We start from the raw sequence: 24,299 nt of genomic DNA, 5'->3' as shown, positions 1-24,299 counted from the left end.
TCTCGTTGATCCCCTGGGGCGACGGCCAGCGGCCGTCGTCCCCTCTTAGCTCGCCTCGCGCAGCTTGAAGCGCTGGATCTTCCCGGTCTGGGTCTTCGGCAACGCCTCGACAAAAGCGATCGCGCGGGGATATTTGTACGGCGCGATCGTCGCCTTGACGTGATCCTGCAGCAGCTTGACCTCGACATCGTCGCTGCGCGCGCCCTGTTTCAGCACGATGAACGCCGAGACGATCTGTCCCCTCTCCTCGTCAGGTGCGCCGATGACAGCGCATTCCGCGACATCGGGATGTCCGAGCAGCGCCGCCTCGACCTCGGGACCGGCGATGTTGTAGCCCGCCGAGATGATCATGTCGTCGGCGCGCGCCACGAATGACAGGCGGCCGTTTTCGTCGCTGACGAAGGCATCGCCGGTGATGTTCCAGCCGTCGCGGACGTACTTGGTCTGCCTGGAGTCGGCGAGATAGCGGCAGCCGGTCGGGCCGCGAACCGCCAGCTTGCCGACCTGGCCCGGCGGCAACTCGTTCATGTCTTCGTCGACGATCTTCGCCTGGTAGCCGGTAACAGGCGTGCCCGTGGTGCCGGCGACGGCACTGCCGGCGCGGTTGGTGATGAAGATGTGCAGCAGCTCCGTGCTGCCGATGCCGTCGAGGATCGGCTTGCCGGTCTTCCTGGTCCAGCTCTCGAACACCGGCGCCGGCAGCGTCTCGCCGGCCGAGACCGCAAGCCGCAGCGACGACAGATCGGCACCCTTGTCCATCGCCGCCATCATCGCCCGATAGGCGGTCGGCGCCGTGAAGCAGATCGTCGCCTTGTAGGTCTCGATGATCCGGATCATCTCGCTCGGCGCCGCGTTCTCCAGCAGCGTCGCGGTGGCGCCATAGCGCAGCGGGAAGATCGCGAGCCCGCCGAGGCCAAACGTAAACGCGAGCGGCGGCGAGCCGACGAACACATCGTCCGGCGTCACCTTGAGCACTTCTTTGGCGTAGCCGTCCGCGACGATCAGGAGATCGCGGTGGAAGTGCATCGTCGCCTTGGGTTCACCGGTCGTGCCCGACGTGAAGCCGAGCAATGCGACGTCGTCGCGGCCGGTCTTCACCGCATCGAACTTGACCGGCTTGTTCAGCGCGATCCGGTCGAGCTCGGCATCGTGGTTTTGCGTGCCGTCGAAATTGACGACCTGCTTGAGGAATTTGCTGGTCTTGGCGCAAGCCACCAGCTCATCCGCGATGCGGCTGTCGGTCAGCGCCAGCGCAATCTCGGCCTTGTCGACGATCTTGGCCAGTTCGCCCGCGCGCAGCATCGGCATCGTGTTGACGACGACAGCACCGGCCTTGGTCGCCGCGAGCCAGGCCGCGACCAGCGCCGGGTTATTGCCCGAGCGGATCAACACGCGATTGCCGGGCTTGACGCCGTAATTCTCCACCAGCGCATGCGCCAGGCGGTTCGACCAGTCGGTCAGTTCCTTGTAGGTGCGCTGGCGTCCATTGCCGATCAGCGCGATGCGATCGCCCATGCCCTGCTCGACGATGCGGTCGGTCAGCTCGACCGCGGCGTTGAGATAGTCGGGATAGCTGAATTCGGGCCGGTCGAGCAGCAGCTGCGGCCATTGCTGAAACGGCGGCAGGTTGCGCCGTGCGAAATCGTCGACATGCCCGGATGGGCCGAGCCCGGGAAATTCACCTGACATTCGATTGCCCCTCGCTTTCCATCCAGAAAGGCCAAGATCAACATCGAGAAGACGAGTATCGAGGACGCCCGGCAGCGTTCCAATCGCCAATCATTTTATACTTAAAATAATTTGGCGCAAGGGTGGAAATCGCGCGGAAATGGCGCGGTCCTGCAAACCTCAGATCTGTGTGAGCTGCTTCAGCCGCGCGACCATCTCCGACTCCGGGTCGGCGAGCGGTGCGATCGCGGTGAAATGATTGGCATTGGGCACGGTGCCGAACCGCGTCGCCACACCCGCGCTACCCCAGACATCGGCGATGGTCCGGCTCTGCCGGTGATACTCGGCGCTCTCTTCGCCGCCGACCACCGCATCGAGCGTCGCGCCTGCGGGCGCTTTCCAGAGCAGCGGGCTCGCCGCCCTTGCTGCGTCGCGGTCGAGACCAAGCGCTTTGTTAATGGAGGTGCCGACCAGCGGCTCGAGCTCGAACAGGCCGGAGATCGCGTAAGCAGCCCTGACCAGATTCGCCGGCAACGACGCATCGTAAGCCGGCCAATCGGTCGCAAGCATGCATGCGGCAAGATGCCCGCCTGCGGAGTGTCCCGACATGACCAGCGGCCGGCCGAGCTTCGCCAGTTCGCGTGACGCCGCGCGCATCTCGCCGATGATGTCGGCGACTGTGACGTTGGGGCAGAGGTCGTAACTCGGCACCGCGACACTGATGCCGTGACCATTGAGGCCCCGCGCGCAGTGGCTCGATGACGATCCATCAAGCGCCTGCCAATAGCCGCCGTGGATAAAGACCACGAGCGGCCCGTCGCGATCGCCCTCAAAGAGATCGATGACGTTGCGGCTTCCGGGACCATAACTCAGTCGCCGTGGCGGGTGCTGCTCACGATAGGCCGCCGAGTCCCTCGCCCAGCCGGCCATCAGCGCCGGATTTTCCGGCACCCGGGCCCGGTTGTTGTATTCGACCTCGTAATCGATCTCGCTCACGGCTCAAGCTGACCTCGCCTTGGCGGAGCGCTGGGCCGAGCCCTTGGCCTTGGCGAGCAGCCGCATCAGTTCGCGGATATCCTTCGGCGACAGGTCGCCGAAAATATCGGCGATCCATTTCTCGTGCTCGGCCGCCATCTTGCGGAATTCGGCGCGGCCGAGCTTGGTCAGCCGGATGAACTGCACGCGGCGGTCGGTCTCCGAGGTGCGGCGATCGAGATGGCCGGACTCGACCAGGCGCTCGACCAGCCCGGTGACGTTGCCGTTTGACACCATCATCCGCTTCGACAGGTCGGACAGCGTCATGCCGTCGGACACCTTGTCGAGCTGGGCCATCAGGTCGAAGCGCGGCAGCGTGACATCGAACTTCTCACGCAGCCGGCTGCGCACCTCGCCTTCGATCAGCGTGGTGCAGGTCAAGAGCCGCAGCCACAGCCTTAGCTCGGTGCCGTGATCGTCGGGCAGTTCGACGGCTTTGGTTTCGGAATCGAGGATCATGCGGCGATCGTGCCTCCGCGGCAGGTTTCGGTCGGACCGATTGCTTTCAGCTTCAAGCAATTCGCGGCGTCCCGCAAGGACAATTGCGAATCCAGTCCGACATGCCCGGCCGATCCTGCAATTTCTTTAAACTTCAAGCAATTGGCGCGACGCTTGCATGTGCAACACCTGCATGGAGCGCGACGGTCGCCCTGACGCGATGCCACATCGCTTGCAGCGGTTGCACGCGTCAGACTAAGCTGAGGTCAAATAGGCCGAAGCCGAAACATCAAGGCAGTGGTTTGGGGGAGAGACATGAAACAATTGACGAAGCTCGTAGGACTGGCGGCGCTGCTGGGTATCACGGTGAATCCGGCGGCTGCCCAAGAGAAGATCAAGATCGGCGTGCTGGTGACGACCTCGGGACCAGCCGCAGCGCTTGGCCAGCAGGTCCGCGACGGCTTTGCGCTCGCGGTCAAGGACCTCGGCGGCAAGATGGCCGGCCGCGAGGTCGAGATCGTCAACGCCGACGATGAGCTCAAGCCCGACAGCGCCGTGGTCAAGGTCCGCGGCCTGCTCGAGCGCGACAAGGTTGATTTCGTGGTCGGCCCGATCTTCTCCAACATCCTGCAGGCGATCCACCGCCCGGTCACCGAGAGCAAGACCTTCCTGATCAGCCCGAATGCGGGCCCCTCCAGCTACGCCGGCAAGGAGTGCAACCCGTTCTTCTACGTGACGTCGTACCAGAACGATCAGGTGCACGAGGTCCTCGGCAAGGTGGCGCAGGACCGCGGCTACAAGCGCGTCTATTTGCTGGTGCCGAACTATCAGGCCGGCCGCGACTCCGTCGCCGGCTTCAAGCTCGACTACAAGGGCGAGATCGTCGAGGAATCCTACACGCCGATGAACACGCTGGATTTCCAGCCCGAGCTTTCCAAGATCGCCTCCCTGAAACCGGACGCGCTGTTCACCTTCATGCCTGGCGGCATGGGCGTCAACCTCGTGAAGCAGTACAAGCAGGCCGGCGCGACCGTGCCGGTGCTCTCCGCCTTCACCGTCGACGAATCCACCCTGCCCGCGCAGCAGGACGCCGCCGTCGGCATGTTCGGCGGCGCGAACTGGGCACCGAACCTTGACAATCCGCAGAGCAAGAAGTTCGTCGCAGCCTATGAAGCGGCCTACAACGGCGTGCCCGGCACCTACGCCATGCAGGCCTATGACGCGGCGCTCCTGATCGACAGCGCGGTCAAGGTCGTGAAGGGCGACCTCGCCAACAAGGACGCGGTCGCGGCGGCGCTGAAGAAGGCCGAGTTCACCTCGCTGCGCGGTAACTTCAAGTTCAACAACAACGGCTATCCGATCCAGGATTTCTATCTCACCAAGGTCGCAAAGCGGCCGGACGGCAAATTCCAGACCGAGATCGTCGAAAAGGTGTTTTCGAATTATGGCGACCGCTACGCCAAGGACTGCGCGGCCAAGTAGCTCACACGAAGCGTTTTCAAGCGAAGTGGATACCGTTTCGCGTGAAGAAAACGCGCAAAATTGAAACATGGAGGAAGTACAAACATGAAAGAAGAGATCGCCGGCATCACCCGCGCCAATGAGGGCATCCAGGGCATTTCCTGGAGTATCCTCGGCCAGACCTACGTGCCGAAGAGCCGCACCGAGCATTCCTTCTCCTGGCACGCCACCTTCCCGCCGGGCACCTTCGTTCCGCCGCATATCCATCCCGACCAGGACGAGTACCTCTACATCCTCGAGGGCAAGCTCGACTTCATGCTCGACGGCGCCGATGAATCGGCAACGCCAGGCGATCTGGTGCGCCTGCCGGCGGGCAAGCCGCACGGCATCTTCAACAAGTCGCAGCAGCCGGCCAAGACGCTGTTTTGGGTGTCGCCGACCCGCAGGCTCTACGACCTGTTCTGGGCGATCCACAACATGAAGGAGCAGAACCCGGACGACGTGGTGCGGCTCGCCGCCGAGCACAACATCCACTTCCTGCCGCCGCCTCCGGCGTAGCACACGCGCGGGCCTCTCTTCCGTCATCCTGAGGAGCCGCGAAGCGGCGTCTCGAAGGATGCACGGCCCCGCTCGTGGCCGTCGACCCTTCGAGACGGCCGCGCTGCGGCCTCCTCAGGGTGACGGATCGACGGATCGGACGTTGCCTCCTACTGCCGCGCCACCACGCGCGCGGCGAAGCCGGCCTTCGCCGCATAACCACGCACGATCGCCTCGCGCGCTTCGTAATTGAGAATGGTGTCGACGTCGGTAAAGCCCTGCGGTGCGAGCTGCTCGACGGCGTCGATCACGCCCTCCGGCCCGCCACGGCGGTTGGAGGCGACGATGTCGGCGGTCATCGGCAGCCGCTGCCGCTCATAAGCCGCCAGCGCCTGGCGCGGATGTTCCGATCGCGCCAGCATGTCGGCGAGGCAACGCGCATCGAGAATGGCCTGCGACGCGCCGTTCGAGCCGACCGGATACATCGGATGCGCGGCGTCGCCGAGCAGCGTGACGCGGCCGCTCGACCAATAGGGCAGCGGATCGCGGTCGCAGCACGGATACTCCCAGAACTCCGGCGTCGCGTTGATCAAGCCGGCGAAGTCGACCTGCGGGATCGTGAAACCAGTGACATAGGGCATCATCTCGTCGCGGCGGCCGAGATTGGACCAGCCCTCGCGCCGCGGCGGCGGCGAAGAGCCGTCGCCGATCCGCACCAGCACCGCCCAATTGGTCAGGCGGCTCGCCGGGCTCGAGCCCGGCGCGATCGGATAGATCACGGCCTTGGCGCTCAACCCGCCGGCGATGATCATCGAGCGTCCGGTCAGGAAGGCCGGCCAGTCGGTGGCGCCGCGCCACAGCATCAGCCCGTTCCAGCACGGCCCGCCCTCGTCCGGAAACAGCGTCTGCCGCACCTTGGAGTGGATGCCGTCGGCGCCGATCAGGATATCGCCGCGCGCGGTATGCACATGGCTGCCGGAGCGGTCGAAGAAATAGGCGGAGACACCGCCCTCGTCCTGCGTGAACGAGCCGAGCCGGCAGCCGGTGCGGATCGCATCCGCGCCAAGCCGGTCGATCACGGCCTGATGGATCACGCTTTGCAGGCGGCCGCGATGAACAGAGAATTGCGGCACGTCGTGGCCGGCATCGAGCCCGCGCTTCTCGTGCCAGACCTGCTGGCCGTGCCGCGTCAGGTAGAACAGCTCATAGGTGCGGATCGCAACCTCGTCGAGCTTGTCGAGCAGGCCAAGCCCCGCCAGCTCGCGGATCGCATGCGGCAGTGTGTTGATGCCGACGCCGAGCTCGCGGATCGTCTCCGACTGCTCGTACAGCTCGCAACTGATGCCGCGCGAGCGCAACATCAGCGCAGTGGTGAGGCCTCCGATTCCGCCTCCGACGATAATCGCCTTCATCGTCCCTTACTCCACTCACAACAGGACGCCTTTACGCTTTCGCCTAAGGTCGCACGGCCCCGCGCCCGGCCGCAAGCGGCTTGGTCGCCCAGGACTTGGACCGGCCTGCGATGATTGGGCTTAGCCTTAACATTGGCTCAGCGAAACTCCGTCTTTCCCCGTCATCCTGAGGTGGCCGCTTCTTCAGCGGCCCTCGAAGGATCGACGGCCAACGGCCGGGCCGTCCATCCTTCGAGGCTCGCTCCGCTCGCACCTCAGGATGACGGAATTGGTAGGAGCGCGTGCCCTCAATCCGGCACCACCGCAATCGCCTGGATTTCCACCTTGGCGCGATCCTCGATCAGGCCCGCAACCTGGATCGCGGTCATCGCCGGAAAGCGCCGGCCGATCACGTCGCGATAGACCCCGCCGATCTCCTTCAGCCGCGCGGAATATTCCTTGCGATCGAGCAAGAACCAGGTCATCGACACGATGTGCTCGGGCCCGGCCCCGCCGGCGGCGGCGACCGCGACGATGTTGCGCAATGTCTGACCGATCTGCGCCACGAGATCGTCGCTCTCGAACACGCATTGCCCGTTCCAGCCGATCTGGCCGGCGATGAAAATCTGTTTGCCGCGCGCGGCCATGCCGTTGGCGTAGCCGATCGGCTTCGCCCATCCGTCCGGTTGCAGGATCTCGATCATCTCAATTGCCCTCGAAGGCGGGTTTCTGCTTGGCGGCGAAGGCCTCGAAAGCGCGGCGGAAATCGCCCGTCACCATGCAGATCGCCTGCGCCTGCGCTTCCGACTCGATCATCTCGTCGACGCCCATCGCCCATTCCTGGTTGAACATCGTCTTGGTCACGCCATGTGCGAACCACGGTCCATCCGCAAGCGAACGCGCCAGGTCCTGCGCGGCGGCGGCGAGCTCGGCCGGCGGCACCAGGCGGTTGTGAAAGCCCCAGGCAAAACCTTCGTCGGCGCTCATTGCGCGCCCGGTGTAGAGCAGATCGGCGGCACGGCCCTGCCCGATCACGCGGGGCAACAATCCGCACGCCCCCATATCGGCGCCGGCAAGGCCGACGCGGGTGAACAGGAACGCGGTCTTGGCCTGCGGCGTCGCCAGCCGCAGGTCGGACGCCAGCGCCAGCATCGCACCGGCCCCGGCGCAGATGCCGTCGATCGCGGCGACGATGATCTGCGGGCATTTGCGCATCGCGCGCACCACCTCACCGGTCATCCGGGTGAAGGCGAGCAGGTCGGGCATCGCCATCCGCGTCAGCGGCTCGATGATCTCGAACACGTCGCCGCCGGAGCAGAAATTGCCGTCGGCGCCGGTCAGCACGATGGTACGAACGTCAGAAGCATATTTGAGGTTGGTGAAGAGGTCGCGCAGCTCCTCGTAGGACTCGAAGGTCAGCGGGTTCTTCTTGTCCGGCCGGTTCAGCGTGATCGTCGCGACGCGTCCGCTCGCATCCGTCGACCAGCGGAAGTGCTTTGCAGGATAATCCCTGAACGGACGCAGCTTTGCTTTCATCTCGGACATGATGTGTTCCTTCACCCGGTAAAGACTTCGCCGCCGGCGACCGCGACGGCTTGTCCGTTGATTGACGATGCACCTTCAGATGCGAGCCAGAGGATGGTGTCGGCGACCTCCTCCGGCGTGACCAGCCGCTGCATCGGATTGACCTTGGCGAGCGAAGCCCGCGCCTCCTGCTCGCTGCGCCCGGTCTTGGCGACGATGTTGGCGGCCGCATCCGCCACCAGCGGCGTATCGGTGTAGCCGGGACAGACCGCATTCACGGTGACGCCGCGCCGCGCGTACTCCAGCGCCAGCGAACGCGTCAGGCCGATGACGCCGTGCTTGGCGGCGACATAGGCCGAGACATAGGCATAGCCGGTGAGGCCCGCTGTCGAGGCCACGTTGATCACGCGGCCGCGGCCGCGCTGCGCCATCCCCGGCAGCACCGCATGCGTCACCAGGAACACGCTGGTGAGATTACTCGCCAGCATGTCCGCCCACAGCGCCGCGCTCGTCTTGTCGAACGGTGCGCTCGCAGCCTTCCCGGCATTGTTGACGAGAATATCGATCGGGCCGGCCTCGGCCTCGATCTGCGTGATACCCTTGGTCACCGCCGTTTCATCGGTCACGTCGATCGCGACAACAGCGCCTGCGCGCTCACCGAGTAACGAAGCCGTCGCCTTCAGCGCATCGATCCGGCGTCCGGCGATGTTGACGCGCACCCCGGCTTTTGCGAGCGCGATTGCCGTTGCGGCCCCGATGCCGGAACCGGCACCGGTGACGAGCGCATGGGCGTTGGGCCAGAAGCGTGTCATGCTTTCACTCCCGCGGCTGTGCGCTCGAGATTGGCCTCGTACTGCGACTTGCCCGACAGATACTGCTTCGGCCATGCGATCTGCTTGACGCCGATCTTCGCGGCCTCATGCAGCGTCCAGGCCGGATCGGCGAGATGCGGCCGCGCGATGGCACAGAGATCGGCGCGGCCGGCGGCGATGATCGAGTTGGCGTGATCGGCCTCCGAGATCGCCCCGACCGCGATGGTGGCAATGCCGACTTCGTTGCGAATCTTGTCGGCGAACGGCGTCTGGTAGAGCCGGCCATAGATCGGATGATCGTCGGCCCAGACCTGGCCCGAGGAGCAATCGATCAGGTCCGCACCGGCTTCCTTGAACAGTTTTGCGAAGGCGAGCGCATCCTCGGGCGTGTTGCCGCCCTCGGCCCAATCGTGACAGGAGAGGCGGACCGACATCGGCTTGTCCTCCGGCCACACCGCGCGGATGGCGCGGAACACCTCCAGCGGATAACGCGCGCGGTTCTCGATCGATCCGCCGTAGTCGTCGGTACGGCGGTTGGTCAGCGGCGAGAGGAAGCTCGACAACAGATAGCCGTGGGCGCAGTGCAGCTCCAGAATATCGAAGCCGGCGCTAGCGGCGCGCCTGGCGGCGGCAACGAACTGGTCGCGCACCTCGTCCATCTCAGCCCGGCTCATCGGCTCCGGGATCTGGCCGTCGGGCAGATAAGGCACCGGTGAGGCCGACACCAGCGGCCAGTTATGGTCCGGCAGCGGTTCGTCCATGCCTTCCCACGCGACGCGCGTCGAGCCCTTGCGGCCGGCATGGCCGAGCTGGATGCCGATCCGGGCTTGCGAGTTACGATGCACGAACTCGACGATCCGCTTGTAAGCCGCCGCCTGCGCGTCATTCCACAGGCCGCAGCAGCCGGGCGTGATCCGCGCCTCCGGCGAGACGCAGGTCATCTCGGTGAATAACAGGCCGGCGCCGCCGAGCGCGCGGGAGCCGAAATGCACCAGATGGAAATCGTTCGGCACGCCCTCCTCGGCCGAATACATCGCCATCGGCGAGACGATGATCCGGTTGTGCAGCGACAGGCCGCGGATCTGGAACGGCGTCAGCATCGGCGGCGTGACGCGCTCGTTGGTGGCAGGCACGCCGCTGCGCTCGGCAAACCAGCGCTCATAGCCTTCGAGCCATGTCTTGTCGCGCAGCCGCAGATTCTCGTGGCTGATGCGCTGCGAGCGGGTCAGCAGCGAATACATGAACTGCTCCGGCTCCAGCGTATCGGCATAGCGCGAGCCGACCACCTCGAACCATTCCATCGCGTTGCGCGCGGCATTCTGGATCCGCGCCACGTCGACCCGGCGCAGCTCCTCGTAAGCCTTCAGCACGGCGGGAATGCTGTCCTTGGTCGCGCCGTGGGTCTTGAACTGGTTGGTCAGCTCGATCGCATCTTCCAGCGCGAGCTTGGTGCCCGAACCGATCGCGAAATGCGCGGTGTGGGCGGCATCGCCCATCAGCACGACATGGCTGTTGCCGTTGAACGCGGTCCACTTGCCGCAGATCAGCCGCGGGAACGACAGCCAGGCCGAGCCGCGCAGATGCCGCGCGTTCGAGACCAGATGATGCCCTTCGAGGATTTCCGCGAACACCTTCTCGCAGAACGCGATGGATTCTCCCTGATCCATCTTGTCGAGGCCGTGGGCGAGATAGGCCTCCTCGGTGGTCTCGACGATGAAGGTCGCCGCGCCCTCCTCGAACTTGTAGATGTGCGACTGGAACCAGCCATGCTCGGTCTTGCGAAAGTCGAAGGTGAAGGCATCGAACGGCCTGACGGTGCCGAGCCAGATATAGCGGTTCGGCCGCATCAGCATGTCGGGCTGGAAGGTCTCGGCGTATTTGGCGCGGACCTTCGAGTTGACGCCGTCGCACGCCACGATCAGATCGGCGTCGGGGAATTCGAGATCGGAATTGACCTCGCGCTCGAAGATCAATTCGACGCCGAGCTCCTCGGCCCGCGCCTGCAGGATGTTGAGCAACCGCTTGCGGCCGATGCCGACGAAGCCGTGCCCGGTGGTGCGCATGCGGCGGCCCTTGATCAGGACCTCGATGTCGTCCCAGTGGTTGAAGGCCTGCTCGATCGTGTCAGCGGTGACCGGGTCCCATTTGCGCATGTTGTCCATGGTCGCATCGGAGAACACCACGCCGAAGCCGAACGTGTCGTAGGGCCGGTTGCGTTCGACCACGGAGATCTGGTGTGCGGGATCCAGCATCTTCATCAGGATGCCGAAGTAGAGCCCGGCCGGCCCGCCTCCAATGCAAACGATGCGCATGGCGTTCTCGCCTTTCCGTTTGAGCATGATCGCGTCGGAAAACCGAGTGTCACTTTTCCGGATCATGCTCTGGCTTCGGCCGGGGTCGGTTTCCCCGCCAGCCGATACGGCATATTATTTTATACTTAAAATAATTGTCAAGGGTCGGCTTGGTACCGATCCGTCCTGTCATCGCCCGGCTTGACCGGGCGATCCAGTATTCCAGAGGCGGCTGCGATTGCACCGATGGGCCGCGGCGTACTGGATCGCCCGCTTTTGCTGGCGATGACAGAGCAGGATACGGCTGTCATTCGCGCACCGGCGGGCGACGTGGAGCGTCGAGACCGGAATCCATCAAGCCGCATCATGCGCAGCGCAATGGATTCCGGGCTCTCGCTTCGCGAGCCCCGGAATGACGACGTGGAGAGACCGCGCCGTGCGCCCTCAATGCACCGCGGCGTACAGGATCTTGTCCTGGGTTGCATCCGCCGCGTCGAACTCGGCGACGATGCGGCCGGTGCGGGCGACCAGGATGCGGTCGGAGACGGCGAGAATTTCCGGCAGATAGGACGAGATCACCACCACGGCCTTGCCCTCATCGGCGAGCCGGCGGATTTCGCCGTGAATGTGCGGGATGGTGCCGACGTCGACGCCGCGCGTCGGCTCGTCGAAGAAGATGATCGACGGCTCCTGCACCAGCGTCTTGGCCAGCACCACCTTCTGCTGGTTGCCGCCGGACAGCTCGATGATCTTGGCCTTTCGCTGCAGCGCGCTGATCTTGAGCCGGTCGACCCAGTAATTGGCGAGCTTGCTGCGCCTCGCGCGCGACAGCAGGAAGCTCCAGCCCTTCCTTGTGGCGAGGCTGCCGATATAGACGTTGTCGTCGACCACCATGGTCTCGAAGAAGCCGTTGGCCTTGCGGTCCTCGGTGATGTAGGCGATGCCGTCATTGATCGCCTGCCGCGGCACGCGATAGCGGATCGGCTTGCCGCGCAGCCGGATGGTGCCGCCATTGACCAGGTTGCGCTTCAACGCGCCGTAGACGACCTTGGCAATCTCGGTGCGGCCGGAGCCGATCAGGCCGGCGATGCCGACCACCTCGCCGGCATAGACCGAGAACGACATGTTCTTGACCGCCATGCCCATGGTGACGTTCTCGACCGTCAGCACCTTCTCGCGGCGCTGATGGGTCTTCGCTTTGCCGCCATAGACCGCCTGCGCCACTTCGCGCCCGACCATGTGCTGCACCAGCGCATCGCGGGTCAGCTGCTTGGCGGGCGCCGTGATCACCAGCTTGCCGTCGCGCAGCACGGTGATGCGGTCGGCGATCTGGAGCGATTCCTCCAGCGCATGGGAGATGTAGATGATCGAGACGCCGCGGGCGCGCAGGTCGCGCACCAAATGGAAGAAGTGGACGATCTCCTCCGGCGTCAGCGAGGCGGTCGGCTCGTCGAAGATGATGATGCGCGCCTTGTTGTAGATCGCGCGCGCGATCTCGACCATCTGCTTCTTGGCGGTGCCGAGCAGCGCCACCGGCGTCGCCGGATCGACGTGGAAGTTGAGCGACTGCAGCAGCTGCTGGGCCTGGATGTTCAGCGTGCGGAAGCGCGTCAACAGCTTTTCATTGCCGAGCTCGATGTTCTGCGCCGCGGTCATGGTCGGCACAAGGCTGGTCTCCTGATAGACCATGCAGATGCCGGCATCGAGCGCGTCGCGCGGCTGCTCGAAATTGGCGGGCTTGCCGTCCAGCAGATAGTCGCCGGAGGTGAGATTGATCGCGCCCGCGATCGCCTTGCACAGCGTCGACTTGCCGGCGCCGTTCTCGCCGACCAGCGCATGCACCTCGCCGGGATAGAGATCGAAATTGACCCCCTCGATGGCGTGGACGCCGCCATAGATTTTCGAGCCGTTGCTGATCTGCAGCACCGGCTCGCGGGTTGCGGACTGGGTCGCGGTCACAGCCTGCGTCACGCCGTCATTCATCGCAGCTCTCCCGTGTAGCGCAGCAGCCGTCCGGCGCCGCGCGCCGCGATCACGACGCCCGAAGGCGTCGCGCAGGCCGCGGTGATGCCGTGGAAGCGGCCGCCGGCGCGGCTGTGCAGGCTGTCGCTGGCCTCGCCCTCGGCATCGAGATGCACGAGCAGACCGTAGGAACGTGGCGGCGCCCATGGCTTCTGGATGCCGAGCGCCTTGACGCTGCCGATCTGCATCGGCTCCAGGCAATCGCTGCCGCCGACCAGCGCTGGGGCCACCCAGTAATCGGGCGGCATCGTCGCCATCATCTCCTCGCGGAAATCGTCTTCCTTGAGCACAAATTCGATCAGATGGGTGCGGCGCGCGAACATGCCGAGCAGCACCCCACCATGGCCGTCCGGATGCAGCCGCGCCGGATAGCCCGGCATGTTGGCAGCGATAGTCTCCCGCGGACCGAGACCAGTGCCAGCGAGCGCGAACCGGCTGAGGCGATGCGCCCAGCTCTCGGTGAGCCACAGGCTTTTGCCGTCGGCCGAGCCCATCACGCCATAGGGATAGGGCAGATCGCGGAGCAGCACCTGCGGATTGTCGAGACCGGCACCGCAGCTGATCAGCCGGCCGCCGGCGCGCTTCTCCATCAGATCGTGCCGCCATTCGTCTGGGCGGCGGCCGGCGCTGCCTTCAACCGCATAGATGCGGCCATCGGCCGCTGCCGTCACCGACAACAGTCCGGCGAGCGCGCTGCCGCCGGCGGCCTCCAGCCAGCGCGGCGCGGGCTTTGCAGGATCGATCGCAGCAAGCCCCCTGCCCGCGACGCAGACCAGGAGCCGGCCGTCCGGATGCAGCGCGAGCCCGCCGGCATCATCCTCGAACTCGGCGACAACCGTGCGGGTCTCGAAATCACCGCCGCTGAGCTTCAAGACCTGGCGGCCGGCGGAGACATAGATCGCACCGTCGCCGGCGGCGATGACGTCGTCGACGCCGGGCAGCGGCGCGCCGATCGGCACAGCGGTGTCGAGCCGATCGTTCGGGCTCATCGCGCCGTCGAGCGGCGGGATCGCGTTCTGGCCGCCATCGCGGTCGACGACGCTGCGGATGTCGCGCAGCAGATGATCGAAAAATCCCATTACGTCGTCACCCTGCTTTTGGCGCCCCAATAGGCATCGTAGCCGGTCCAGCTGTCGTCGACGCCGTCGAGCTTGATGCGGCCGATCCGGTTGTTCTCGAGCCCGCCGAGATAGAGATAGCCCTGGTGCTCGCGCATCGAGGTCAGGGTCGAATGCGAGATGCCGGTCGGATCCCACCACGACTCCAGCGCCTCGCCCTGCTCGTTGAACTTCAGCACGCAGCCATGGTTGAGCGCGGGCGCCAGCCACTCGTCGGTCGGCACCTCCTTGACCATACGCAGGCGGAAGCCGGGCTTGCGCGCGGCAAGGTCGAAGGTCGGCGTGCGGATGCCGACCAGCGCCAGCCAATAGGTGCCGTCGGAGGCGCGGTTGATGTTGTCGGGGTTGCCCGGCAACTCGTCCATCAGCACTTCGGTCTTGCCCTTGTTCGGCCCCTCGATCCAGTGGCGGAACACCTTGCACAGCGAGGTCGACGCGATCAGGATCGACTTGCCGTCATGGGAGACGCAGATCCCGTTCGGGAAATAGAAGTGGTTGATCACCGTGCGCGTGGTCTTGGTCGCCGGATCGTAGCAGACCACGCGGCCGTTCGGCCGGCCCTCGAGGATGTCGAGGGTGTTGGTGGTCATCTCGTAGCGCGTGGTGCAGTCGCTGAAATAGATCTTGCCGTCCGGCGCGATGTCGAGATCGTCGGCCATGCGCAGGCGGCTGTCGTCGTTCAGCTTGTACCAGGTGCGGTTGGTCTCGTCGGTGACCTTGAAGATGCGGCCGTCGGGCGCGATGCCGTAGACGCCCATGCCGGCGACCGCGACGATGAGGTTTTCGTCGCGATCGAACTGCATGCCGAGCGGCCGGCCGCCGATATGGGCGAACACCTCGCGGGTCTTGAAGTCGGGCCCGGAGAAACGGATCACATTGCCGTCGCGGGTCGAGCCGTAGAGCCGACCCTGACGATCGAGGATGACGTCCTCGGGGCCCTCGACCTGATCGACGCCGATCGCCTGCGCGTTGATCAGCCGATCGTTCTGCGCGTAGGGCGATGCTGCGCCGGGCTGCACCGCAGGTGCCGACGCGAGCGGCACGAAGGCCGGATTGACATAGATCTTCTGGATCGCCTTGCCGCGGTTCTTCGACCATTTGACGTCGATGCCGACGGCGGCGAGCAGGATCATGCCCGTCACCGCCGAAGTGACGTAGCCCGGGATGCCCATGCGCACGAGGCCGTTGATCAACAGGAAGATGATCAGCGCGCCGATCATCGCCCGCCATACCGTGCCCTTGCCGCCGGCCAGCGACACGCCGCCGAGCACCACGGCGGTCAGCGCCTGGAATTCCCAGCCCACGCCGGTGGTGGAATCCGTCGAGGCCTGGCGTGCCGCATAGAAGATACCGCTCGCCGCGCACAGCGTGCCCGACAGCACATAGGTCATGAACAGCATCAACCGGACGCGGATGCCGGCATGGCGCGCCGCCTTGCGGCTGGCGCCGATCGCAGTGAGATGCCAGCCATAGCGCGAGCGCGACAGGAAGATGTGGCAGACCAAAAGCACCACGAACAGCGTCGCGGCATTGACGGGAATGCCGAGCACGCTGCCGCCGCCGATGAAATCCCAGGCGTCGCTCTCGACCGAATTGGTCGCGAACACCTGGGCGTAGCTGGTGTTGAGCAGATTGACCGAGGCGCGCAGGATGATCAGCGTCACCAGCGTGGTCAGGAACGGCCGCGTCTTCAGGAAGCCGATCAGGAAACCGTTGATGCTGCCGAGCAGCGCACCGACCAGAAGCGTCGCCGGCACCGCCAGGCCGACCGGCCATTCGCGTACCAAGAGGAAATAGAGCGCCGCGAAATTGCACAGCGCGAAGATCGCGCCGACCGAAAGGTCGATGCCGCCGGTGACGAGGCAGAAGCCCATCGCGAGCGCGACGAAGCCGAATTCGGCGAACAGCCGCAGCAGCGACACCGAATTCTGCACCGAGGCGTAATCGGGAATGGTGAGCGCGAAATACGCCCACAGCCCGATCATCACGGTGAAGGGAACGACCGGCTCGAACCACTGTTTCAGCAACAGCTCCGACAGCAGGAGCCGGGGTGAGAACCGCCGCACCGATGCGGCAAAGGAATCAACTGCCATCGACATCGCCAAAGCACTCCTGATCCGGTTTCAACGTCTCCGGATTCTGACCCGTGATACAGCCGGCGCGGGAATACCCCCCGCGCCGGCTGTCTCGCGCCTTGTTAGTTTTTCTTGGGTAGCGCGAAGCAGGTGCCGCCGAGCGAGGCGTTCGACTTGTCGATCCAGATCGGCCGCGTGTAATAGGACAGGTTTTTCGAGCCAGGCTTGTCGCCGGACATCAGCAGGGTTTCGGCTGCGAACATCAGGTCGTGGCCCTGCTCGGTCGCCTTGTAGCTGAGGAACTTGCTGAAATTGCCTGACGTGACCTGGTCGCAATCGAGCTGCGAGCCCTCGCCCGAGGCGAACACCTTCACATCGTCGATCTTGCCGGCATTGCGGATCGCCTGCGCGGCGCCCGACTCCATGATGCCCCAGAAACCGATCGAGGCGCAGAGATCGGGATGCTGCTGGATCACGGTGGCGGTGATGTTGAGCGCGGTGTTGGCATCCCAGTTCGCCGCCTGGTTCGACACCACCTTGATGTTGGGATCCTTGTTCAGGATCTCCATGATGGCGCCGACCTGATCGACGCTTGCGGCTGCGGTCAATTCGCCCTGCACGATCTGCACCTTGCCCGACTTGCCGGAACCGGTGCCGCAGGCCTTGACGGCCTCGTTCGCGAGCATCCTGCCGATCTCGCGCCAGTCGACGCCGACAAAGGCGCCGGACTTGTAGTTCGAGGCCATATTGACCTGGATCACATGCGTGCCCTGGCTTTCGGCGCGCTTCAGGTCCTTCATCAAGAGCGTCACGCTCGGATTCTGCACGATCAGGACGTCGGGCTTCTGGTCGACCAGCGCGGTCAGCGCCTGCTGCATGGCGGATGGATTGTTGTTGGGGTCGCGCACGACATACTTCATGCCGCGCCACTCGGCCTCTTCCTGCACCACGCGGCCCCATTCGTCGGACAGCGGCACGCCGAGCGCGATCGGCAAATAGGCGATGGTCTTGCCCTGCAGCGCCTTGTCGTAGCCGGCGCGCAGCTCGCGCCCCGCCTTGGTGCCTTCCTCCTGCGCCGATGCCGCGAACGGCATCGCGGCGAGCGTCACCCCGGCGAGCAGGATCGTCCAGAACTTGGTCGTCTTCATCGTCTCCTCCACACAAAATTCTTTTGATTGATTGGATTTCTCTGGCGCGGTGCGCTCGGTCGCCTTGTGTCAGTCTCCCTGCCGCGCGGTCTCCTCGTCACGGGGATGCAGCCAGTTGTCGAGCACGATCGCGGCCAGCAGCACCACGCCCTTGATGATGTTCTGCACCTCGCTGTTGACGTCCATGATGGTGAAGGCGTTGAGCAGCGTGCCGATCAGGACGCAGCCGACCACGACGCTGAACACGCTGCCGCGGCCGCCGATCAGGCTGATGCCGCCGATCACGACGACCAGCACGACGTCGAAGATCATGGTCCCTTGCGTGATCGCCATCTGCATGCTGCCCGTGGTGCCGACCCACACCAGGCCCGCAATCCAGGCGAGCAGTGCAACCAAGACGTGCTCCAGCACGATCAGCGGACGCAGCGGAATGCCGGTCAGCCGCGCGGCCTCCGGATTGTCGCCCTGCGAATAGATGAAGCGGCCGATCGAGGTGCGCGACAGGAACAGGTGCATCGCGATCGCGCAGACCGCGAACACCAGGATCGGAACCGGGATGCCGAACAGCCGTCCGGCGCCGAGATACATCAGGCCCGGCGCGTCCTTCGGCGCGTAGACCACCCAGGCCGGCGCGATCCAGAACGCGAGACCATAGATCACGAAGCCGGCAGCCAGCGTCACGAACAGCGCCGGCGCCTCGACGAAGGCGACCATGACGCCATTGACGACGCCGATCAGCACCGCAATGGCCAGCGCCAGCAGCACTGCCGTGAAAACAGGCATGCCGTTCTGCATGTAGATCAGCGCGATCGCCCAGGAACCCGCCATGATCGCGACCTCGGAGAGGTCGATGCCGCGGCTGATCACGATCAGCCCCATGCCGAGGCCGAGCACGCCGAGGATGGAAATACTGCGCAACAGATTGAGGAGATTGGAAACGCTGGCAAAACCGTTCAGGGTCAGGCCAAACACGACAAGAAGCGCGATCGTGATCAGGAGCACGATCTGCTCCTGGCTCGGTTTTGCGAACATTGTGCCCGAGCGAGATGATGCCGCAGGGACAGCAACGCCGCGCGATGGCGATTGCACGCTCATCGTTTCCTCCAGGTATTATTTTGCTTGAGACTTTAAGAGCGCCAACTCATATTCGTCAAATGCATTCGACGGATACGGATTGATTATTTCCATGCATGTGCGCGATATCGATCTGAACCTGTTCGTCGTGTTCGACGCGATTTACACCGAGGGCGGTGTCAGCCGTGCCTGCTTCCGCCTCAATCTGACCCAGCCCGCGGTGAGCCATGCGCTGGGCCGGCTGCGCGCGATGTTCAACGATCCGCTGTTCGTGCGCCGACATCACGTGATGACGCCGACCCCGCTGGCGCGCCAGATCATCACGACCGTGCGCCAGGCGCTCAATGGCCTGGAGACGACGCTGACCCATACGGACCGCTTCGATCCGGCCAGGACGCCGAAGCGGTTCGTGATCGGCCTGCGCAACAATCTCGAGGCGCCGATGTTGAGCGCGCTGATCAACCGGATCAGCACGGTTGCGCCGCTGGTCGAGATCGCCACCGTGCGCAGCGAGCGCAACAATCTGGAGCGCGAGCTTGCCGCCGGCACGCTGGACGTCGCGATCGATACGCTGCTGCCGCTCTCGACCGAGGTGCGGCGCGAGCAGATCCTGACCGAGCATATCGCGGTGTTCGCGCGGCGCGGCCATCCCGAGCTCGGCACGCGGCTCGACAAGAAGGCGTACCTGCGCCTGGAACACGTCTGCGTGACATCGCGGCGCAGCGGCCTGTCGTTCGAGGACTTCCAGTTCCAGCGGCTCGGCCTGACGCGCACCGTGCGCCTGACCTGCCAGAACTTCGCGACCGCCTGCCATGTCGTGAGCCGCAGCAACATGCTGCTGACGGCATCCGAAAGCGCCGCCTCCGTGCTGGAGGATCCCGGGCTGTTGCAGTGCTTCCCCTGCCCGTTCCCAATCAGCCCGCACGTCAATTATCTCTATTGGCATGCCACTGCCGAGGGTGACACCACCAACCAATGGCTGCGCGAGCAGCTGCGCGCCGCCGCGGCGCTGCTGGCCGGCAGCCGCTTCAGCAAGAAGAACCGCCGCGCGGCAAGAACGCGCCCCAAAGTGGGCATCCCGGTGCCGACCAGCCTCGCCGCGGAGTAGCGGCGGGGTTCAACTCGGCTAGAGTCCGCTCAGGCCGCTGTCGACCGCGAGCGTCTGCGCGGTGACGTAGACGCTTTCATCCGACATGAAGAACAGCACCGCATAGGCGATCTCCCACGCCGTGGCCTGGCGGCCGAACGGAACATGGCTCTTGCCGCGTGACGGCCGTCCCGCGCCGGCCTCGCGGCCGTTCGGCGTGTCGACCAGCCCGGGATAAACCAGATTGGCACGGATGCCGCGCCGCGCACCGGTATGCGCGATGTTGCGCATCAGCCCGCCGAGCGCCGCCTTGGAGGAATCATAGACCGCCATCTGCGATCCCGCCTTCAGCGCCGCGATCGAGGAGATGAAGACGATCGAACCGCCATCGGCGAATTTGGGCAGAGCCGCGCGGCAGCACAGCATCGGGCCGCGGACATTGACGTCGTAGATCCTGTTCCATTCCTCGGCGCTGACATTGTCGAGCCCGGTCTTGCCGAAGGTACCGATGTTCAGCACCATGCCGTCGAGACCGCCCATCGCGTGGTGGGCCTCGTCGATCATCCTGATGACATCGGCCTCCCTGGTGACGTCGGCAGCGATCGCGAAGGCTCGGCCGCCGTCATCGGCGATGCGCGCGACCGTATCATCGGCGGAGGTACGATTGAGATCGGCAACCGCGACATGCGCGCCCTCGCGCGCGAACAGCAGGCTCATGGCGCGACCGTTGCCGATCGGGTCGGTCGCAGCATCGAACACGCGCTGGCCGCCGCCGACCATCAGGATGCGGCGGCCCTTGAGCCGCCCCCTGCCCGGCGCCAGGCCTGACGACTCCGCGCTCAGCGGACGGACATAGCGCTCCGGCTTGGGGTCTTGCGAGGTCCCTTGCTTGGGCTCTTGCGAAGTCTCCGACATCCATCAACCCCGCTTCTTGCCGCCCTCGAACAAGGCCATGCCGGCGGCCGGATCGAGATCGGTCTCGGTCGCCTCCGTCAGCCGCGCCATCATCATGTAGAAACCGAGCGTGACGATCGCCTCGACGATCTCCTGATCGCTGAAATGCTCGCGCATGCCGGCGAAAGCCGCCTCGCCGACGCGGACCTTCTCGACCACCTCGCGGCCGAAGCGGAGCAGCGCTCGCTCGGCGGCGTTGAGTGCAGCGTCGTCATAGTCGCCGCGCTCAACGGCATCGATTTGCGCTTGCGTCACGCCGACGCCGAGCGCGATCGGCACATGCTGCCGCCACTCATAAGCGCCGCCCTCGAGCTGCGCGGCCTGCAGGATCAGCAGCTCGCGATTGACCGCCGACAGCTTCTGCTTGTGCAGGATCGAATTGGCGAACCGCATCGCCGGGATCATGTTGGCCTCGGCATGAGCCATCATGCGGAAGATATTGAGCTTGACCGGCATGCGGTCGAACGCGGCGCGGATGTCGCCGCTCGTGGTGTCCGGATCAATCAGAGGCAGCCTTGCCACGCGTCTCTCCCTTTTTTCGTTGCTTCTTGTCCAATGTGTCTGCGTCCTTTGCCGCAATCAGCGACAGGAAGAACGCGAGATAGCGGCCGATCGCCTCGATCACCTTCGGCCGCGGCGAGGCCTGCGCGCCCATCACATAATGTTCGAGCCTGACATAGATCAGGCCGGCCGCGAACAGCCGTGCCGCCTCGCGCGGGTCTGAGGTGGAGATCAGTCCGGCGAGCGCGAAGCCGCGGAAATAGTCCGTCATCAGGTTCTGTTCGCGCGCGTAGAAATGGTCGGCGAACTTGGCGCGGATGCCGGGCACACGGTTGCGCTCGGCGGTGATGACCTTCTGGAACTGATGCTCGCGCGGATCCGACCACTGTTCGACGAGGTCGAGCGCGAACTGGCGGCAGAACGCCGCCGGCTGCCGCGCGAGCTGCCGGTAGCGCGGCGCCTCGAGCCGGTCGGCCGAACTCGCCGGACCGTGCTCGCTGACGATCGCTTCGAGGATCGCGGCCTTGCCCGGGAAATGATTGTAGAGGCTGCTCTCGCGGATGCCGACGCGGCGCGCAAGCTCGCGCATCGACGCGCCGCCATAGCCGCTTTGCGCGAACAGGCTGAGCGCCTCGCTGAGGATGCGCTCGCGGGTGGAGGTCACGACCGCCTCGGCCGCGCTGGATGTGGAAGCCGCCATGGCGCCTTGACTAGCGAACGATCGTTCGTTAGTCAACGTACGAACGATCGTTGACTAGCGAACGATCGTTCGTTAGTCAACGTACGAACGATCGTTCGTCTGCACGGCAGCGGTCACGGCCCGCACGCCGCGCAGGCGCGAAGTATTCGCGTTTCAACTCCGCTCCGAAGAGGCGGAGAGCAATCTGGGGAGATTCCGTCATGGCGCGCCTCGTCCGCTCTCATTTGCGCGCGGCCTTTTTGCTGCTGCCGCTGATCGCCGCCGGCACCGCACGAGCCGAGAGCCCGAAATACGATCCAGGCGCCGACGACAAGACGATCAAGATCGGAACCACCGCACCGCTGTCCGGCCCCGTCTCGGCCTTTGCGCAGATCGCGAAATCGGCGGAAGCCTATTTCCGCAAGGTGAATGACGAGGGCGGCATCAACGGCCGGCGGATCCAGATGATGATCGCCGACGACGCCTACAGCCCGCCCAAGACGGTGGAGCAGACGCGTCGCCTGGTCGAGAGCGACGAGGTGCTGTTGATCTTCGGCGGCGTCGGCACGCCGACCAACAGCGCCGTGCACAAATATCTCAACGACAGGAAGGTGCCGCAGCTCTTCCTCGGCTCGGGCGCGGCGAAGTGGGATGATCCGAAGAACTTTCCATGGACCGTCGGCTGGCAGCCGACCTATCGCGACGAGGCCATCGCCTACGCCAAGTACATCAAGGCGAGCCACCCGAACGCCAAGGTCGGTGTGCTCTATCAGAATGACGACCTCGGCAAGGACTATCTGAAGGCGCTGGAGGAAGGCCTCGGCAGCACCGAGGCCATCGTGGCGCGGGCGCCCTACGAGACCACCGCCCCCACCGTCGATACGCAGATCCTGCTGCTCAAGAGCAGCGGCGCCGACGTCGTGCTGGTCGCCGCGACGCCGAAATTCGCGGCGCAGGCGATCCGCAAGATCGGCGAGATCGGGTGGAAGCCCACCACCATCATCTCCAACGTCTCGGCCTCGATCAGCGGCGTGCTCGAACCCGCCGGAAAGGACAATTCCACCGGCGTGATCTCGAGCCAGTATCTGAAGGACTCGACCGACCCGGCGCTGAAGGACGATGCCGGCTACAAGGAATGGGTCGCCTTCATGGACAAATATCTGCCCGACGCCAACAAGAGCGACTGGCTCAATGTCTACGGCTACACCATCGCGCAGACGCTGACCGCGGTGCTGAAGGCCGCCGGCAACGACCTTACCCGCGCCAATGTGATTAAGCAGGCGACCAGCATCAGGGAGTTGCATCTGCCGATGCTGATCAACGGCACCGCGGTCAGCAATTCGCCGGAGCGGTATACGCCCATGACCAGCCTGCAACTGATCCGCTACGACGGCACGCGCTGGGTGCCGTTCGGCGACCTCATCAAGAACTGAGCACCGCGTGCGCCAGATCACGATCGGCAGCATGCGCATCGACCGGCTGGTCGAAATCCCCTCGCTCGCCTTCGACAAGACATGGCTGTTCGCCAACGTCACGGACGAGGTGATCGCCGCGAACCGAAGCTGGCTCGATCACCGCTACATCGAGCCGGAGACCGGCCGCTTCATCCTGAGCCACCACTCCTATCTGGTGCGCACGCCGCGCTGGACCGCCGTCGTCGACACCTGCTGCGGCAATCACAAGCCGCGTCCGCGCGTGCCGGCCTGGAACAATCTCAACCAGCCCTATCTGGAAAACATGGCCGCGCTCGGCGTGCGGCCCGAACAGGTCGACTTCGTGATGTGCACGCATCTGCATGTCGACCATGTCGGCTGGAACACGCGGCTGATCAACGGGCGCTGGGTGCCGACCTTTCCGAAGGCGCGTTACCTGATGGGACGCGCCGAGTTTCGCCACTGGGAGGCAGCGCACCGGGCGAACCCGCCGACGCCGGTCAATCACGGCTCGTTCGAGGATTCGGTGCTGCCGGTCGTCGCGGCCGGCCAGGCCGAATTCGTCGAGACCAATCACCTGCTGTTCGACGACCGCGACGCGGGCCTGCGCTTTGCGCCGGCGCCGGGCCACACCGCCGGCAACATGCAGATCCATCTCAACGGCGGCGGCGATCATGCCGTGATGTCGGGCGACGTGATCCATCATCCGATCCAGTGCGCGGAGCCGTGGCTGTCGAATGCCGCCGACGCCGATCCCGCGGCGGCACTCGCCACCCGCGTGACGCTGCTCGAGGAATTGGCGGATACGCCGAGCTATCTGCTGACCGGGCACTTCCCCGCCCCGACCGCAGGCCGCGTGGTCAGGCATGGCGAGGCCTTCAGGTTCAGGTTCGAGGATTGACGCGTGAGACAATCGGGTCGAGAGGGCACCGCGAAACGAGCCGCGGCCCGTCTCCTGCGTGCCGTCGCCACAGAGGCCGGGATCGAAGTCAGATAGCGGGGTTCTGCCATGCGGTTCCGCGCTTGAATCGGCTGCTGCGGGCGGGCATAA

21 protein-coding genes are annotated in these 24,299 nt (G+C 65.0%); 5 read left to right on the top strand and 16 right to left on the bottom strand.

From position 1 onward, the window contains the following. Positions 1-45: 45 nt before the first annotated feature. From AAFG13_RS41915 to AAFG13_RS41905, 3 genes are all read right to left on the bottom strand, one after another. Entirely contained in the window at positions 46-1,689 is a 1,644-nt protein-coding gene (locus AAFG13_RS41915; protein ID WP_342710639.1) for a benzoate-CoA ligase family protein, read from the bottom strand. 159 nt (positions 1,690-1,848) lie between these two features. Next, positions 1,849-2,664, bottom strand: a complete 816-nt coding sequence (locus AAFG13_RS41910; protein ID WP_342710638.1) for an alpha/beta hydrolase — start codon at positions 2,662-2,664, stop codon at positions 1,849-1,851. A 3-nt stretch (positions 2,665-2,667) separates the two neighbouring features. Next, a complete protein-coding gene (locus AAFG13_RS41905; RefSeq protein WP_016845834.1) occupies positions 2,668-3,162 on the bottom strand; it encodes a MarR family transcriptional regulator in 495 nt (164 codons plus the stop codon). 294 nt (positions 3,163-3,456) lie between these two features. Between AAFG13_RS41905 and AAFG13_RS41900 the strand changes: the two genes are divergently transcribed. Together AAFG13_RS41900 and AAFG13_RS41895 are read left to right on the top strand one after the other, a co-directional pair. Beyond that, the gene (locus AAFG13_RS41900; protein WP_342710637.1) at positions 3,457-4,623 is read left to right on the top strand and encodes an ABC transporter substrate-binding protein; all 1,167 of its coding nucleotides are present in this window, start codon (positions 3,457-3,459) and stop codon (positions 4,621-4,623) included. Between the two features lie 84 nt (positions 4,624-4,707). Continuing rightward, positions 4,708-5,160 carry a cupin domain-containing protein gene (locus AAFG13_RS41895; RefSeq protein ID WP_212310936.1) on the top strand — a complete coding sequence of 151 codons (453 nt, stop codon included), beginning with the start codon at positions 4,708-4,710 and terminating at the stop codon, positions 5,158-5,160. 149 nt (positions 5,161-5,309) lie between these two features. Here AAFG13_RS41895 and AAFG13_RS41890 read toward each other — a convergent pair whose 3' ends face one another. The 10 genes from AAFG13_RS41890 to AAFG13_RS41845 form a co-directional block, all read right to left on the bottom strand. After that, on the bottom strand, positions 5,310-6,551 hold the full coding sequence (locus AAFG13_RS41890) for a flavin-dependent oxidoreductase (RefSeq protein WP_212310937.1): 1,242 nt from the start codon (positions 6,549-6,551) through the stop codon (positions 5,310-5,312). 287 nt (positions 6,552-6,838) lie between these two features. Continuing rightward, the gene (locus AAFG13_RS41885) at positions 6,839-7,234 is read right to left on the bottom strand and encodes a RidA family protein (RefSeq protein WP_097670766.1); all 396 of its coding nucleotides are present in this window, start codon (positions 7,232-7,234) and stop codon (positions 6,839-6,841) included. A gap of 1 nt (position 7,235) precedes the next feature. Continuing rightward, complete coding sequence (locus AAFG13_RS41880; RefSeq protein ID WP_212310939.1) at positions 7,236-8,075, bottom strand: enoyl-CoA hydratase family protein; 840 nt, start codon at positions 8,073-8,075, stop codon at positions 7,236-7,238. Positions 8,076-8,086: 11 nt separating this feature from the next. Next, a complete protein-coding gene (locus AAFG13_RS41875) occupies positions 8,087-8,866 on the bottom strand; it encodes an SDR family NAD(P)-dependent oxidoreductase (RefSeq protein ID WP_212310940.1) in 780 nt (259 codons plus the stop codon). Continuing rightward, positions 8,863-11,178, bottom strand: coding sequence for a bifunctional salicylyl-CoA 5-hydroxylase/oxidoreductase (locus tag AAFG13_RS41870; protein WP_342710636.1), 2,316 nt, complete (start codon positions 11,176-11,178; stop codon positions 8,863-8,865). Before AAFG13_RS41870 ends, AAFG13_RS41875 begins: the two co-directional genes overlap by 4 nt. A 423-nt stretch (positions 11,179-11,601) precedes the next feature. Continuing rightward, on the bottom strand, positions 11,602-13,140 hold the full coding sequence (locus AAFG13_RS41865) for a sugar ABC transporter ATP-binding protein (RefSeq protein ID WP_212310942.1): 1,539 nt from the start codon (positions 13,138-13,140) through the stop codon (positions 11,602-11,604). Continuing rightward, positions 13,137-14,258: a hypothetical protein gene (locus tag AAFG13_RS41860; protein WP_342710635.1), complete on the bottom strand. Its 1,122-nt coding sequence runs from the start codon at positions 14,256-14,258 to the stop codon at positions 13,137-13,139. The genes AAFG13_RS41865 and AAFG13_RS41860 overlap by 4 nt, the downstream gene beginning before the upstream one ends. Further along, entirely contained in the window at positions 14,258-16,396 is a 2,139-nt protein-coding gene (locus tag AAFG13_RS41855; RefSeq protein WP_342710633.1) for an SMP-30/gluconolactonase/LRE family protein, read from the bottom strand. Before AAFG13_RS41855 ends, AAFG13_RS41860 begins: the two co-directional genes overlap by 1 nt. A gap of 98 nt (positions 16,397-16,494) precedes the next feature. After that, a complete protein-coding gene (locus AAFG13_RS41850) occupies positions 16,495-17,520 on the bottom strand; it encodes a sugar ABC transporter substrate-binding protein (RefSeq protein WP_342710632.1) in 1,026 nt (341 codons plus the stop codon). Positions 17,521-17,589: 69 nt separating this feature from the next. After that, positions 17,590-18,615: an ABC transporter permease gene (locus AAFG13_RS41845; protein WP_342710631.1), complete on the bottom strand. Its 1,026-nt coding sequence runs from the start codon at positions 18,613-18,615 to the stop codon at positions 17,590-17,592. Positions 18,616-18,694: 79 nt separating this feature from the next. On the opposite strand from AAFG13_RS41845, the gene AAFG13_RS41840 reads away from it, so the two are divergent. Beyond that, positions 18,695-19,702, top strand: a complete 1,008-nt coding sequence (locus AAFG13_RS41840) for a LysR family transcriptional regulator (RefSeq protein WP_342710630.1) — start codon at positions 18,695-18,697, stop codon at positions 19,700-19,702. Positions 19,703-19,720: 18 nt separating this feature from the next. Here the strand turns inward: AAFG13_RS41840 and AAFG13_RS41835 are convergent, their stop codons facing one another. From AAFG13_RS41835 to AAFG13_RS41825, 3 genes are read right to left on the bottom strand one after another with little or no spacing between them, the layout of a single operon-like run. Continuing rightward, positions 19,721-20,596 (bottom strand): SDR family oxidoreductase, encoded by an 876-nt coding sequence (locus AAFG13_RS41835; protein WP_342710629.1) that lies wholly within the window; start codon positions 20,594-20,596, stop codon positions 19,721-19,723. Positions 20,597-20,599: 3 nt separating this feature from the next. Next, positions 20,600-21,157, bottom strand: a complete 558-nt coding sequence (locus AAFG13_RS41830; RefSeq protein WP_342710628.1) for a carboxymuconolactone decarboxylase family protein — start codon at positions 21,155-21,157, stop codon at positions 20,600-20,602. Next, positions 21,135-21,836 carry a TetR/AcrR family transcriptional regulator gene (locus AAFG13_RS41825; protein WP_342710627.1) on the bottom strand — a complete coding sequence of 234 codons (702 nt, stop codon included), beginning with the start codon at positions 21,834-21,836 and terminating at the stop codon, positions 21,135-21,137. The genes AAFG13_RS41830 and AAFG13_RS41825 overlap by 23 nt, the downstream gene beginning before the upstream one ends. Before the next feature lie 200 nt (positions 21,837-22,036). Between AAFG13_RS41825 and AAFG13_RS41820 the strand changes: the two genes are divergently transcribed. After that, entirely contained in the window at positions 22,037-23,248 is a 1,212-nt protein-coding gene (locus AAFG13_RS41820) for an ABC transporter substrate-binding protein (protein ID WP_342710626.1), read from the top strand. A 7-nt stretch (positions 23,249-23,255) separates the two neighbouring features. Then, on the top strand, positions 23,256-24,149 hold the full coding sequence (locus AAFG13_RS41815; RefSeq protein WP_212310952.1) for an MBL fold metallo-hydrolase: 894 nt from the start codon (positions 23,256-23,258) through the stop codon (positions 24,147-24,149). Positions 24,150-24,299 lie beyond the last annotated feature (150 nt).

Origin of the sequence: Bradyrhizobium sp. B124, assembly GCF_038967635.1 — a bacterium.
Lineage (GTDB): Bacteria > Pseudomonadota > Alphaproteobacteria > Rhizobiales > Xanthobacteraceae > Bradyrhizobium.
This window is presented reverse-complemented; position numbering and strand designations above follow the sequence as displayed.